A 14348-nucleotide genomic window follows, 5' to 3' on the forward strand; every position below is an offset into this window, starting at 1 on the left:
TCGCGGGGGGCGACGCTATGAAGCCTGCCGCGCCAGTTTGCCCAAACCCTTTGACAATTGCAGCGCGCCGTTGAGCCTAGCGCCGGTGCTCGCCCACTCGCCGCTGACCGACAGCTTGTTGTCGGGGCGAATGCGCGCGCGGCCCTTCAGCCGTTCGACATAGGCGATCAGGCCGGGGACGTTGGCGAACGCGTCGCCGTGGAAGCTGACAAGCGCGCCCTTGGTGCCGACGTCGAGCTTGGCAATGCCTGCGAGCTTCGCATTCGCCTTGATCTCCATGAGCTGAATCAGGTTCGCGGTTTCGGGCGGCAGCGGGCCGAAGCGGTCGATCATTTCCGCGGCGAAGGCGTCGAGTGCGGCGCGGTCCTCAGCCTCGTTCAGGCGGCGATAGAGCGCCATGCGCAGCGGCAGGTCGGGGACATAATCATCGGGGATGAGGATCGGCGCGTCGATGGTGATGACGGGGGACAGCGCCTCGCGCGGCGGCAGCTTGCCCGCGCCTTCGGCCTTGGCGACAAGGATCGCTTCCTCCAGCATCGACTGATAGAGTTCAAAGCCGACCTCGCGGATATGCCCCGACTGTTCGTCGCCGACGAGATTGCCCGCGCCGCGAATGTCGAGATCGTGGCTCGCGAGCTGGAAGCCCGCGCCCAATGTGTCGAGATCGCCGAGCAGCTTGAGGCGCTTCTCTGCCGTGTCGGTGATCGCTCCGCCCTCCGGCGTCGTCAGATAGGCATAGGCGCGCGTTTTCGACCGTCCGACGCGGCCGCGCAGCTGGTAGAGTTGCGCGAGTCCGAAGCGGTCGGCGCGGTGGACGATCAGCGTGTTGGCGCTCGGAATGTCGAGGCCGGATTCGACGATCGTGGTCGAAACGAGCACATCATATTTGCGGTCGTAAAAGGCGCCCATCCGTTCCTCGACCTCGCCTGGCGCCATCTGGCCGTGCGCGACGACATATTTGATTTCGGGCACGCGGGTGCGCAGATATTCCTCGATGTCGGGCAGGTCCTTGATCCGCGGGGTGACAAAGAAGCTCTGCCCGCCGCGGTCGTGCTCGCGCAGCAGCGCCTCGCGGATCACCACCGGATCCCACGGCGCGACATAGGTGCGCACCGCGAGCCGGTCGACCGGCGGCGTCTGGATGACGCTAAGCTCGCGCAGCCCCGACATCGCCATCTGGAGCGTGCGCGGGATCGGCGTCGCGGTGAGCGTCAGCACATGGACGTCGGACTTCAACTGCTTCAGCCGCTCCTTGTGGACGACGCCGAACCGCTGTTCCTCGTCGACGATGACGAGGCCCAGATTCCTGAACTCGACCGATTTTGCGATCACTGCGTGGGTGCCGACGACGATGTCGATCTGTCCGCTGGCCAGTCCGTCGCGGGTGCGTTGCGCCTCGGCGGCGGGGACAAGGCGCGACAGGCGGCCGATATTGACCGGAAAGCCCTTGAACCGCTCGGCGAAGTTGGTGAAATGCTGGCGCGCAAGCAGGGTGGTCGGCACCACCACCGCAACCTGCACCCCCGCCATCGCCGCGACGAAGGCGGCGCGCAGCGCGACCTCGGTTTTGCCGAAGCCGACATCGCCGCACACCAGCCGGTCCATCGGGCGCCCCGACGCCATATCGGCGAGCACCTCGCCGATCGCGCGGTCCTGATCGTCGGTTTCCTGATAGGGGAAGCGGTCGGCGAAGGCGGGATAGGCGGCATCCTGTGCGAGTATCTCGCCCGGACGGAGCGCGCGCTGCGCCGCGGTGGCGAGCAACTCGCCCGCAATTTCGCGGATGCGTTCCTTCATCCGCGCCTTGCGCCGCTGCCACGCTTCGCCGCCCAGCCTGTCGAGCGCGACGCCCTCGCTTTCGCCGCCATAGCGCGAGAGGACGTCGAGATTTTCGACCGGAACGTAAAGCTTGTCGCCGCCCGCGTAGGTCAGCGCGACGCAGTCGTGCGGGCTGCTTCCGACCGGGATGGACGTCAGCCCTTCATAGCGGCCGATGCCATGATCGAGATGGACGACGAGGTCGCCGACGCTGAGCGTCGCCAGTTCGGCAAGGAAGGCGTCGGCGCTCTTGCGGCGCTTCTGGCGGCGGACGAGGCGTTCGCCGAGAATATCCTGCTCGGTGAGCAGGCTGATCGCATCGCTGGCAAAGCCGTGATCGAGGGGGAGGATGATGAGAGCGACGTTGCCCGTCGCGGTGTCTCGACTTTGCCCGACATCAACGGACGTTGAACCCAGCGCTTCCTGCCACGTATCGACCTGAACCAGCCCCGTCACGCCATGGTCGCGGAGCAGACCCGACAGACGTTCGCGCGCGCCGCCCGAATAGCTGGCGATGATCGTGCGGCGACCCTTGCGGCGTTCGTCCGACAGATGGTCGGCGACCTTGTGATAGACATTAAGGTCGGCGGCGCGTTCGGGGGTGAAATCGCGCGCGGCAAAGGTTTCCAGATCGACGACCGATGCGGCGGGCGGGACATCGAAGGGCGTGACGATATGGATCGGGCGCGTTGCCGCTGCTTCGGTCCATTCGCGCTCGGCCAGATAGAGCGCCTCTGGCGCGAGCGGGCGGTAGCTGCCCGGTGACTCGCGTTCGGCGGCGACGCGGTTGGCATGATAGTCGACGATCGCGGCGAAGCGCGTCTCGGCGGTTGCGTCGGTGCGGTGGCCGCGCAGCACCGGCGTTGCGGGGTCGATATGGTCGAACAGGGTCGCGAGCCGCTCCTCGAACAGCGGCAGCCAATGATCCATGCCCGCCTGCCGCCGCCCGTCGCTGACCGCCTGATAGAGCGGATCGCCGGTCGCCTGCGCGCCGAACAATTCGCGATAGGCGGAACGGAAGCGCTTGATCGTCGTCTCGTCGAGCAAGGTTTCGGACGCGGGGAGCAGTTGCAGCGCCGTGGCGGGGCCAAGGCTGCGCTGGTCCGCGGGGTCGAAGCGGCGGATGCTCTCGATCTCGTCGCCGAAAAAATCGACGCGCAGTCCCGTCTCCTCGCCCGCGGGAAACAGGTCGAGCAGGCCGCCGCGCACCGCGAACTCGCCCTGATCGGCAACGGTATCGACGCGGCTGAAGCCATTGGCGACAAGCAGCTCGGCGAGCGCGTCGCGGTCGATCCGCTGGCCGGGTGCCAAGGTCGTCGCGAGCTGGCGGATGCGGAAAGGCGTCAGCGTGCGCTGGGTGATCGCCGCAACGGTGGTCAGGATCAGCTCGCCGCGCTTCGGCGCCGCCTGCAAGGCGGATAGCGTCGCCAGCCGGTCGGCGCTGACGCGCATCGAAGGCCCGGCGCGATCGTAAGGGAGGCAGTCCCACGCGGGAAAGCGGTGGACGATGATGTCGGGCGCGAAAAAGGGTGCGGCGTCGGCGATCGCCTGCATCGCGGCATCGTCGGTCGCGACATAGACGAGCCGCTTGTCGCTCGCACGCGCGAGGTCGGCGAGCAGCAGCGGCAGGAAGCCGTCGGCGGCGCGCGCCAGCGTCAGCGGCGCGGACGCCTGCCCGATGGCGGCGAAAATATCGGCGGCGGGTCGCGTCATGGTAGCGGGATATAGTCGAGCCGGCGCATCGCCGCGATGAGGTCGGGCCTGTCGAGATGCGCGGGGGGCGCGGCGGTGCCGAGCGCCCATGCCATGATGTCGACGTCGTCCTCGTCGACCACGGCTTCGAACCATGCGATCTCGGATTCGCCCCAGACGGGCGAATAACGGTCGAAAAAGCCGCCGATCATGTAATCGGCCTCGCGCGTGCCGCGGTGCCAGGCACGGAATCGGAGGCGTTTGAGGCGGTCGGTCATGGCGGGCCTTTTAGAGCGGTGACGGACATCGTCTCGTTCCGTTCGTGTCGAGCGAAGTGGAGGCATAGATCAGTCCAGCGCCCTGCCGAGGGGCATCTCGACTTCGCTGGATGCGAACGGAGATGAGGGGCTGGGCAAGATGAAGGATTAGGGTTTAGACACGCCCTAGCGATGCGACCCGAAATCCTCAACCCGCTCTTTGCCGCGCTCACCGACCTGAAAGGCGTCGGGCCGCAGCTGGCCAAGCCGCTGGCGCGGCTGGGGCTGGAGCGCGTCGTCGACGTGCTGTTCCATCTTCCGACCGGGCTCATCTCGCGCGTCTCCGTCGACCGGATCGACCAGGCGCAGCCGGGGCAGACGATCATCGTCGAGGTGACCGCGCGCGACTATCGCCCCGGCCGCTCTCCACGCGCGCCCTTCGGGGTCGAGGCGTTCGACCGTGCGGGCGACCATGTGCGGCTCGTCTATTTCGGGCGGACGTCGGGGCTGGCGCGCAAGCTCTTCCCGATCGGTGAGACGCGCCGCGTGTCGGGGCGGCTCGATCTGTATGGCGAGACGCGCCAGATCGTCCATCCCGACCATGTCGCCGAACCCGGCGATGGCGGTGCGATAGCCGAGCATGAGCCTGTCTATCCGCTGACCGAGGGGCTGACCAACGCGCGCCTGTCACAGCTTGCGGCGGTGGCGCTCGAACGGCGGCCCGAACTCGCCGAGTGGATCGACGCGCCCCTGCTCGCCAGCCGGGGCTGGCCGGCGTGGCGCGAGGCGCTCGCGCGCGCACATGCCAGCCCGCGCGACGAGGCGGCGCGCGACCGGCTGGCCTATGACGAGATTTTCGCGAACCAGGTCGCGTTGATGCTGATCCGCCAGCGGCTGCGCAACCGCAGGGGGCGCGCGATCGTCGGCGATGGCCGCCTGACAGGCAGGTTGCGGTTGCCTTTTGGCCTGACGGGGGCGCAGGAGCGCGTGGGGCGCGAGATTGCGGGCGACATGGCGCGGGACACGCCGATGCTGCGGATGCTGCAGGGCGATGTCGGGTCGGGCAAGACGCTGGTCGCGCTGCGCGCGATGCTCACCGCGGTCGAGGCGGGGACGCAGGCAGCGCTGCTGGCGCCGACCGAAATCCTTGCGCGCCAGCATTTCGCGACCTTGCAGACGATGCTCGCCGGGCTGCCGGTGAACCTTGCGATATTGACCGGGCGCGACAAGGGGCGGGTGCGCGAATCGACGCTGATGGGGCTGGCCGACGGCAGCATCGACATTCTGGTCGGCACCCACGCGATTTTCCAGCAGGCGGTGACATACAGGGATCTCGCGCTGGTCGTCGTCGACGAACAGCATCGGTTCGGTGTCGCGCAGCGGCTGATGCTCACTCAAAAGGCCATCCGTCCGCCGCACTTGCTGGTGATGACCGCGACGCCCATCCCGCGCACGCTTTTGCTCGCCAACCATGGCGAGATGGACGTGTCGCGGCTTGACGAGATGCCGCCGGGGCGCACGCCGGTCGACACGCGCGTCGTGTCGGTCGAGCGGCTGGACGAGGTCGTCGCCTCGCTCGAACGCCATCTTGCAACCGGCGCGCAAGCCTATTGGGTCTGCCCGCTCGTCGCCGAGAGCGAGGCGAGCGAGCTGGCCGCAGCCGAAGAACGCGCGGCATTGCTGCGCGAGCGGCTGGGCGCCGACCGTGTCGGGCTGGTGCATGGCCGGATGAAGGGGGGTGACAAGGACGATGTCATGGCGCGCTTTCAGGCCGGGGCGATCGGCGTGCTCGTTGCGACCACGGTGATCGAGGTCGGTGTCGATGTTCCCGCCGCCAGCCTGATGGTCGTCGAACATGCCGAGCATTTCGGGCTGGCCCAGCTGCACCAGCTGCGCGGCCGCGTCGGGCGCGGGTCGCCGAAATCGGTGTGCCTGCTGCTGCGTTCGCCGACCCTGTCGGATACGGCGCGCGAGCGGCTGGCGTTGATGCGCGAGACCAACGACGGGTTCGTGATTGCCGAAAAGGATCTCGAACTGCGCGGCGGCGGCGAACTTCTGGGCCTCAAGCAATCGGGGGAGGCCGACTACCGGCTTGCGAATCCCGATCAATTGGTGCGCTTGCTCCCCGTCGCTCACGACGATGCGCGCCTGTTCGTCGAACGCGACGGCGGCATGGACGGCGCGCGCGGCGATGCGGTGCGGCTTTGCCTCTACCTTTTCGAGCGCGATGCGGCGGTGCCGTTACTAAGGAGTGGCTGACCCGCGCGGGCGCGTCGCACGCCATTCGTGCCGGGCTTGCCAAAACGCCGTTCGTCTTGTTTCTGCGCCGAAAGGAAGAATGCCCCCCTTCGACGGCCTGCCAAGGCAGGCGCGCAGGACCGGTTTCGGCAAGCTCGGGGCGAACGGGTTTCGAGGAATCCGCGTCTTCTAATTCACATCGGCGCGCGCGCCCATCGCGCGGATCATCGGCAGATAATCCTCGGCGGAGATGGATTTTTCGAACTGCACACCGGTCTTGCCGCCCAGCGACCAGACCACCTTGGCGGCCGCCCGGCCGATGATCGGCATCCGGAATACGACAAGGTCGCCGGGATCGAGCCCGCGTTCGAAACGCATCAGCAGGCCGTCGGCGCTGATGTTGACGCAGGTGCACATTTCCTGCCGACCGTCAGGCATGACGAAGGGCAGGCGGCAATAGACGTCGCTCCGCGGAGCGATCCGCTGGTCGAGGCCGACATAATGGGCCTTGCTCGTGTCGATCTTGCGCATTTTCGTGGACCTTGCTGGTTTGGGCATGACGTTCCACCGGAATGCTGAAGAAGTGGTAAATGATCTTTGCCGCCTTAACGGGTCACGAGCCCGTGTTTTTTGGCGCCGAGGCTCAGGGGAACGTCGCCGTCGGACGGGACGATGCGATGGGCGGGGTCGCGAACGACGCTGCCGCCGACCTTCACCGCGCCCTCTTCGAGCTTGCGGCGCGCTTCCTTGTTCGACGCGGCGAAGCCGAGTTCGCGCAGGGCATCGACGATGCCGATCCCGTCGGCAGGCGCCGCGACGCGCGGAAGGTCGCCGCCAATCTGTCCCTTTTCAAAGGTTTGCGCCGCCGTTTCGGCGGCAGCCTTGGCCGCGTCGGCGCCGCGGCACATCGCGGTCGCCTCGTTCGCCAGGATTTTCTTCGCCTCGTTGATCTCGGCGCCCGCGAGCTTTTCCAATCGCGCGATCTCGTCCAGCGGCAGGTCGGTAAAGAGCTTCAGAAACTTGCCGACGTCGCGGTCGTCGCAGTTGCGCCAATATTGCCAATAGTCAAAATGGGACAGTTGATCGGGATTGAGCCAGACCGCGCCGGCGGCGGTTTTGCCCATTTTGGCGCCCGCGGCGGTGGTGAGCAGCGGAGTCGTCAGGCCATAGAGGTCGGCGCCGTCCATGCGGCGTCCCAGCTCCATGCCGTTCACGATATTGCCCCACTGGTCCGACCCGCCCATCTGAAGCCGCACGCCCATTTCGCGCGACAGGTGGCGAAAGTCATAACCCTGGAGGATCATGTAATTGAACTCGAGGAAGGTCATCGGCTGTTCGCGATCGAGCCGCAGCTTGACCGAATCAAAGGTCAACATGCGGTTGATCGTGAAATGCGTGCCGACTTCCTGGAGCAGCTCGATATAGCCGAGCTTGCCGAGCCAGTCCTGATTGTCGACCATCACCGCGTCGGTCGGGCCGTCGCCGAAGTTCAGGAACTGCCGAAAGATGCCGAAGATCGACGCGATGTTCGCCGCGATCGTCTCGTCCGAGAGCATCTTGCGGCTTTCGTCGCGCCCCGTTGGGTCGCCGATCCGCGTCGTTCCGCCGCCCATCAGCACGATGGGCTTGTGCCCCGTCTGTTGCAGCCGGCGCAGCATCATGATCTGAACGAGGCTGCCGACGTGGAGCGAGGGCGCGGTGGCGTCGAACCCGATATATCCGGGGACGATCTGTTTCGCGGCAAGCGCATCGAGCCCTTCCGCGTCGGTCATCTGATGGATATAGCCTCGCTCGTCGAGAAGGCGCAGCAGGTCGGATTTATAGTTCGTCATAGCGGGCGGGCGCTTAGCATGGGGTTTGATATTTGGATAGCATGCGCAAGGAGCTGATCTGTCACCCCGGCACGCCCGCGCGCGCCGTGCGATCGGTCGCGGTCGAGGTCAGCCTGTCGTTCGACGATGGCTTTGCCCTCCGTTTCATCGTCGCCGGCGCGATCGCCGATCTGGTGCTGCCCGATGGCGAGGGCGAGCTGGTCATCGCCGACAGCGCCACCGACGGCCTGTGGGAAAGCACCTGTTTCGAGGCATTTCTGACCGAAGAGGGGCAGGCGGATTATACCGAATTCAACTATGCGCCCGATGGGCGCTGGGCCTGTTACCAGTTCGACGATTATCGTTCGCTCCTGCGCTCCGACGATCTGGCGCCGTGGGAAATCTCGGCGGAACGCGGCGAACAAAGCTATGCGCTGCGGATCGAGCCGGGCATTTTTCCCGATGTCGGCGCAAAGCTGGGCCTCGCCGCGGTGATCGAGGAAATCGATGGCACCAAAAGCTATTGGGCGCTCGCCCATCCGCCGGGGCAGCCCGATTTCCACCATCCCGATTGCTTTGCCCTGACGCTTGAGGCACGCGGGCGGGCATGACGACGCTTTTCGGTATCGACCGCCTGCTCGCCGACCCGGCGCTCCTGAAACCGCTCGGGGGCAAGCGCGTCGCGCTGCTCGCCCATCCCGCCTCGGTCACGGCCGAATTGACGCACAGCCTTGATGCGCTGATTGCCGCGGGGGTCAAGGTCACGGCGGTGTTCGGCCCGCAGCATGGCGTGCGCGGCGACCTGCAGGACAATATGATGGAGTCGCCCGATTTCACCGATCCGGTGTATGAAGTGCCATGTTTTAGCCTATATGGTGAGGTGCGGCGCCCGACCGGCCAGTCGATGCACAGTTTCGACGTGATGCTCGTCGACCTTCAGGATCTCGGCTGCCGCATCTACACATATGTCACGACCCTGCTCTATGTGCTGGAGGCCGCGGCGCAGCATGGCAAGGCGGTGTGGGTGCTCGACCGCCCCAATCCCGCCGGGCGACCCGTCGAAGGGACGCGCCTGCGTTCTGGTTGGGAAAGTTTCGTCGGCGCGGGGCCGATGGTCATGCGCCACGGGCTGACGATGGGCGAGATGGGGCACTGGTTTATCCGCCATTTCAACCTCGATGTCGACTATCGCGTCATCGAGATGGAGGGATGGGAACCCGATGGCCCCGGCTTTGGCTGGCCGGCGGATCGCGTCTGGATCAACCCCAGTCCCAATGCGCCGAACGTCAACATGGCCCGCGCCTATGCCGGCACGGTGATGGTCGAGGGCGCGACGCTCAGTGAAGGGCGCGGCACGACGCGCCCGCTCGAACTGTTCGGGGCGCCCGACATCGACGCCAAGGCGGTGATCGCCGAGATGCACCGGCTGGCGCCCGAATGGCTGGGCGGGTGCAAGCTGCGCGACATCTGGTTCCAGCCGACCTTCCACAAACATGTCGGGCAACTTTGCAGCGGCGTCCATATCCATGCCGAGGGTGCGTGGTACGACCATGCCGCCTTTCGCCCGTGGCGCGTGCAGGCGCTGGGGTTCAAGGCGATCCGCTCGCTCTGGCCCGACTATCCGATCTGGCGCGGGCTCGATTTCAAATATGAATATACCGAGGACATGCTGGCGATCGACGTGATCAACGGCGGACCGGAGTTGCGCGCGTGGGTCGACGATGCGGACGCCGAACCGGGCGACCTCGATGCGCTCTCGCTGCCCGATGAGGCGGGCTGGCGGGACGAGGTGGAAGGGCTTTTGCTTTATCGTTAGTCGATTTTCGCGAACATCAGATCCGTTCGTGCCGAACTTGTCGAAGCACCGTTCTTCCATGACGCTGACGGAAAGAACGGCCCCCTTCGACTGGCTTGTCGGTCGAAAGGGGACAGGCTTCGACAGGTTCGGGTGAACGGGAACGGGAGAGAGTTGTGATGCACCGGCGGCAATTCATGCGGACTGCGGCACTGACCGGACTCGCATTGACAGCATCGGTATCGGCGCTGGCCGCCGATACGGCGGGCCTGCCCAACCTTGCCGCGGCCGCGGTGCCGATCGGCACCGCCGAGCGCATGGCGCGGATCGCCCAGGCCAGGGAATTGATGGCCGCGAACGACATCGGCGCGCTGCTGATCGAGCCGGGATCCAGCCTGATCTACTTCACCGGGGTGCGCTGGTCGCGCAGCGAAAGGCTGACCGCCGCGGTGCTGACGCGCGAGGGCGAGGTGGCGGTGGTCACGCCCTTTTTCGAAGAACCATCGGTGCGCGAAAGCCTGGGCGTCGGCGCCGAGGTGCTGACCTGGAACGAGGATGAGAACCCGCTTGCTGCCGTCGCGGCCTGGCTTGGCAGACGCGGGCTGGCCAGGGGCAAGATCGGAGTCGAGGAAACGGTGCGGTATTTCGCAGTCGACGGGCTGAAGCAAGCCATGCCCGACGCCACCCTCGTCAATGGCGCGCCCGTCGTGCGCGGGTGCCGGATGCACAAATCCGCGGCCGAAATTGCGCTGATGCAGGTCGCGAACGACATCACGGTCGCCGCCTATCGCCACACGGCGCCGCGGATCGAGGCCGGGATGACGCCCGCCGAGATCGGCGCGATCATGCGCGCCGCGACGGTGGCGCTCGGCGGCAAGAGCGAGTTCGAGCTGATCCTGCTCGGCGAGGCGAGCGCTTATCCGCATGGGAGCGGCAAGCCGCAGGCGGTGACGCCGGGCGAGGTGGTGCTGATGGACTGCGGCGCCTCGGTCCATGGCTATCAGTCGGACATTTCGCGCAGCTTCGTTTACGGCAAGGCGAGCCCGCGCCAGCGGCAGGTCTGGGACCAGATGCGCAAGGGACAGGATGTCGCCTTCGCCGCCGCAAAGCTTGGCACCCCGGCGGGCGCAGTCGATGACGCGGTGCGCGCATATTATGAAAGCCTCGGCTGGGGACCGGACTATAAACTTCCCGGCACCTCGCACCGCACCGGTCATGGCATCGGGCTCGACGGGCACGAGCCGGTGAATCTGGTGCGCGGCGAAACGAAGCGGCTTGCGCCCGGCATGTGTTTCTCGAACGAGCCGGGGATTTATATTCCGGGCGAGTTCGGCATCCGGATCGAGGATTGTTTCCATATGACCGACAGCGGGCCGAAATGGTTCAGCGAACCGCCGCCGTCGCTGGATCATCCTTTCGACTGATAAATCCGTTCACCCCGAACCTGGCGACGCCTGTTCTGGGCGACTGACCAATCCGCCGAAGGGGGCCGTTCATTCCTTTGGCGCCGCAGGAAGAAGGACGGCGCTTCGACCAGCTCGGCACCCACGTATCAGGCGTTCGCGTCAGGTTCTTTCGGCCGCTGCACCAAACTTACCAGCACGAACGAAATGATCATCAGCAGATACCAGCTGCCGAGCTTTTCCGGCCCGACCATGTGCCAGCCGTCATTCTGGCTCGGATAGGTCCAGGCGCGGGCAAAGGTGCCGATATTTTCGGCGAACCAGATGAACAACGCGACCAGCCCCCAGCCGACGAGCAGAGGCATCCGGCGATGGACGTGGAGCGGACGGAACCACACCTGACAGCGCCAGAAGAGCAGGCCGGTCGCCGCGAACAGCAACCAGCGGACGTCATAGGTCCAATGGTGGGCGAAGAAATTGATATAGATGGCGACGGCAAGCACATAGCTTGTCCAGACTGGCGGATAGCCCGTGTAGCGAAAGTCGAAGATCCGCCAGACGCGCGCGATATAGCTGCCGACCGCGGCATACATGAAACCAGAGAAAAGCGGCACCGCGCCGATGTGGAGCAGGCTCGCTTCGGGATATTGCCACGATCCCGCGGCGGTCTTGAACAGTTCCATCACCGTGCCGACGATGTGGAAGATGAGGATGACCAGCGCTTCCCGTGGCGTTTCGAGCCGAAAGGCGAGCATGGCAAGCTGGATGAGCAGCGCGCCGATGGTGATCGCGTCGTAGCGATGGAGCGGCGCATCGTCGGGCCAGAAGAAATGCGTGCCGAGCAGCAGTGCGAGCATCAGGCCGCCGAACAGGCAGGCCCAGCCCTGCTTGAACCCAAACACCAGAAGTTCGAGAAACCAGCCGCGCGGCCCCGGCGTAACCGCCATCGCTTCCAGTTGCGCGCGAACCGCGTGAAAGCGGCTGTGGCCGCGTTCGCGATCAGACATGGACCGCAACCCACGCGATCAGCATCGCGGCAGGAAGCAGCAGCGCCTGCGCCAGCACCGTACCGGCAAGGCGGCTCAGCGAGATGAGGGTAATCGCGCGGCGGAAGTCGGCCTCGTCGACCTTACCCTCGACCGCGTCATCGGTCATCACCGACAATTGCGGGTCGATGAAAGCGAACAGCAGGATCGTCGCAAAGCCGTTGATCAGCGCCGACAGCTGCGACGCGGTAACGCGAAACTCTGGCGCAAGATAGCCGGCATAGAGCGACGCGACGACGCCGACGGCGAGCAGCGATTGCGCAAGGCAGTTGGCGATCAACACGCCCCAGCCGATGCCCTTCGGCATCCGCCAGTTCCTGAGGTGCGACAGGCCGGGAAACGTCAGTGATCGGGCCAATGTCCGAAGCCCGCTCGGACTTGCCGCCTTCAGCGCGAGCTTCGTCGTCGACCGATTATCCTGATACCAGCCGATCGCCGCGGCGAACATGCGCTGCCCCGTCGGCACCAGCAAAATGCCGATCAGCGTCGCCACGCTCGCGGCCGCCAGCACCAGCTGCATGTCGAGGAACAGATGCCCGCCGCTGCCGTCGTGGATACGCGTCTCGATCCGCTTGGCAAGGAAAGGCCCAAGGAAGCTGTTCGAGGTGCGCGAGAAGAGCACGAGGATGTTGAACAGCGCGAACGACATGGCGATGCGGCGGGTGCGCACCCCGGCGATGCGCGCGGCATAGGCGAGCGCGCCGATCAGGTTGATGAAGCCGGTGAGCAGCAGGATCGTGACAAGGGGGAGGTCGATCATGGCGGGCCTGAAGGAGCTTCTGAAATCCGTTCACGTCGAGCGAAGCCGAGGCACCCATCGGTCGCGCGCGGCGTTGGGGTGTCTCGGCTTCGCTCGACACGAAGGGGATTAGGGGATCGGTTCAACATTGCCAGCGAAGAAGTCGTGATCCCGGTCTGCGCCGGAATCGGGGAGCGGCGGGAATCAATGCTTGCGCGTCAGTTCGCGCATCGCATCGTCAAGGCCCGCGAGGGTCAGCGGATACATGCGGTCGTTCATCAGCTGTTTGATCAGCTTCACCGACTGGGTGTAGCCCCAATGCGCTTCGGGCACCGGGTTCAGCCACACCGCTGCCGGATAGACATGCGTAATCCGCTGGAGCCACACCGCGCCCGATTCTTCGTTGAAATGTTCGACGCTGCCACCGGGGTGGGTGATTTCATAGGCGCTCATCGACGCATCGCCGACGAAGACGACCTTGTAATCATGGCCATATTTGTGAAGGATGTCCCACATCGGCGTGCGTTCGGACCAGCGACGCCGGTTGTCTTTCCACACCCCTTCATAGGGGCAGTTGTGGAAATAGAAGAACTCCAGATTCTTGAACTCGCTCGTCGCGGCGCTGAACAATTCCTCGCACAGCTTGATGAACGGGTCCATCGACCCGCCGACGTCGAGGAAGAGCAGCAGCTTGACCGCATTGCGCCGCTCGGGGCGCATCTTGATGTCGAGCCAGCCCTGCCGCGCGGTGCCGTCGATCGTGCCGGCTATATCGAGCTCGTCGGCTGCGCCCTCGCGCGCGAACTTGCGCAGTCGGCGGAGCGCGATCTTGATGTTGCGGGTGCCGAGTTCCTTTGTGTTGTCGAGATTCTGGAACTCGCGCTTTTCCCAGACTTTCAGCGCGCGCTTGTGCCTGCTCTCGCCGCCTATGCGGACGCCTTCGGGGTTATAGCCCGAATTGCCGAAGGGGCTGGTGCCGCCGGTGCCGATCCATTTGTTGCCGCCCTCATGGCGCTTCTGCTGTTCCTCAAGCCGCTTTTTCAGCGTCTCCATGATCGCGTCCCAGTCGCCCAGCGACCTGATCGCTTCCATCTCTTCGGCGGTGAGATATTTCTCGGCAACGGCTTTCAGCCATTCTTCGGGAATGTCGACGGGATTCTGACCGTAATCGGCGAGCAGTCCCTTGAAAACCTTGTTGAACACCTGGTCGAAACGATCGAGCAGGCCTTCGTCCTTCACAAAAATCGCGCGGGATAGATAATAAAATTGTTCAGGGGTGCGGTCGATGACCTCGCGGTCGAGCGCCTCCAGCAGCATCAGATGCTCTTTCAGGCTGGCGGGAATGCCCGCGGCGCGAAGCTCGTCGAGGAAACCGAAAAACATGCGGCAGGCGTAACCTGTCGACGCGGCGGGTGCAATCACTTTACGTTTACGGAAGGTGACGGACGGCCGGAGCAAGATCCATTTTCGGATGACGCCATTTGGCCGGGATCTGCCGTTTACATTCCCCCGGAACGGGGAGGGGGCCCGTTTCGAAACGGAGATGGAG

11 protein-coding genes are annotated in these 14348 nt (G+C 65.3%); 4 read left to right on the forward strand and 7 right to left on the reverse strand.

The genetic code is table 11. The annotated features are described in order from the left end of the window. Nucleotides 1-15 precede the first annotated feature (15 nt). Together mfd and HUW43_RS11440 are read right to left on the reverse strand one after the other, a co-directional pair. On the reverse strand, nt 16-3531 hold the full coding sequence (gene mfd / locus HUW43_RS11435) for a transcription-repair coupling factor (protein WP_188237530.1): 3516 nt from the start codon (nt 3529-3531) through the stop codon (nt 16-18). Further along, complete coding sequence (locus HUW43_RS11440) at nt 3528-3788, reverse strand: succinate dehydrogenase assembly factor 2 (RefSeq protein ID WP_188237531.1); 261 nt, start codon at nt 3786-3788, stop codon at nt 3528-3530. The genes mfd and HUW43_RS11440 overlap by 4 nt, the downstream gene beginning before the upstream one ends. Before the next feature lie 171 nt (nt 3789-3959). Between HUW43_RS11440 and recG the strand changes: the two genes are divergently transcribed. After that, complete coding sequence (gene recG, locus HUW43_RS11445) at nt 3960-6026, forward strand: ATP-dependent DNA helicase RecG (protein WP_188237532.1); 2067 nt, start codon at nt 3960-3962, stop codon at nt 6024-6026. Nucleotides 6027-6194: 168 nt separating this feature from the next. Here the strand turns inward: recG and HUW43_RS11450 are convergent, their stop codons facing one another. Beyond that, nucleotides 6195-6536: a PilZ domain-containing protein gene (locus HUW43_RS11450; RefSeq protein ID WP_188237533.1), complete on the reverse strand. Its 342-nt coding sequence runs from the start codon at nt 6534-6536 to the stop codon at nt 6195-6197. A 74-nt stretch (nt 6537-6610) separates the two neighbouring features. Continuing rightward, the gene (gene tyrS, locus HUW43_RS11455; RefSeq protein ID WP_188237534.1) at nt 6611-7837 is read right to left on the reverse strand and encodes a tyrosine--tRNA ligase; all 1227 of its coding nucleotides are present in this window, start codon (nt 7835-7837) and stop codon (nt 6611-6613) included. 41 nt (nt 7838-7878) lie between these two features. Between tyrS and HUW43_RS11460 the strand changes: the two genes are divergently transcribed. From HUW43_RS11460 to HUW43_RS11470, 3 genes are all read left to right on the forward strand, one after another. Then, the gene (locus tag HUW43_RS11460) at nt 7879-8427 is read left to right on the forward strand and encodes a DOMON-like domain-containing protein (protein ID WP_188237535.1); all 549 of its coding nucleotides are present in this window, start codon (nt 7879-7881) and stop codon (nt 8425-8427) included. After that, the gene (locus HUW43_RS11465; protein WP_188237536.1) at nt 8424-9632 is read left to right on the forward strand and encodes an exo-beta-N-acetylmuramidase NamZ domain-containing protein; all 1209 of its coding nucleotides are present in this window, start codon (nt 8424-8426) and stop codon (nt 9630-9632) included. Before HUW43_RS11460 ends, HUW43_RS11465 begins: the two co-directional genes overlap by 4 nt. 158 nt (nt 9633-9790) lie before the next feature. Then, a complete protein-coding gene (locus tag HUW43_RS11470) occupies nt 9791-11035 on the forward strand; it encodes a M24 family metallopeptidase (protein WP_188237537.1) in 1245 nt (414 codons plus the stop codon). A gap of 128 nt (nt 11036-11163) precedes the next feature. Here HUW43_RS11470 and HUW43_RS11475 read toward each other — a convergent pair whose 3' ends face one another. The 3 genes from HUW43_RS11475 to HUW43_RS11485 all read right to left on the reverse strand — a co-directional run bounded on the left by HUW43_RS11475 (nt 11164) and on the right by HUW43_RS11485 (nt 14182). After that, nucleotides 11164-12021 (reverse strand): DUF817 domain-containing protein, encoded by an 858-nt coding sequence (locus tag HUW43_RS11475; protein WP_188237538.1) that lies wholly within the window; start codon nt 12019-12021, stop codon nt 11164-11166. Next, nucleotides 12014-12820 (reverse strand): lipid II flippase Amj family protein, encoded by an 807-nt coding sequence (locus HUW43_RS11480; protein WP_188237539.1) that lies wholly within the window; start codon nt 12818-12820, stop codon nt 12014-12016. Before HUW43_RS11480 ends, HUW43_RS11475 begins: the two co-directional genes overlap by 8 nt. Before the next feature lie 183 nt (nt 12821-13003). Further along, the gene (locus HUW43_RS11485) at nt 13004-14182 is read right to left on the reverse strand and encodes a vWA domain-containing protein (RefSeq protein ID WP_188237540.1); all 1179 of its coding nucleotides are present in this window, start codon (nt 14180-14182) and stop codon (nt 13004-13006) included. Nucleotides 14183-14348 lie beyond the last annotated feature (166 nt).

This window comes from Sphingopyxis sp. LK2115 (assembly GCF_014595975.1).
Classification (GTDB): Bacteria; Pseudomonadota; Alphaproteobacteria; order Sphingomonadales; family Sphingomonadaceae; genus Sphingopyxis.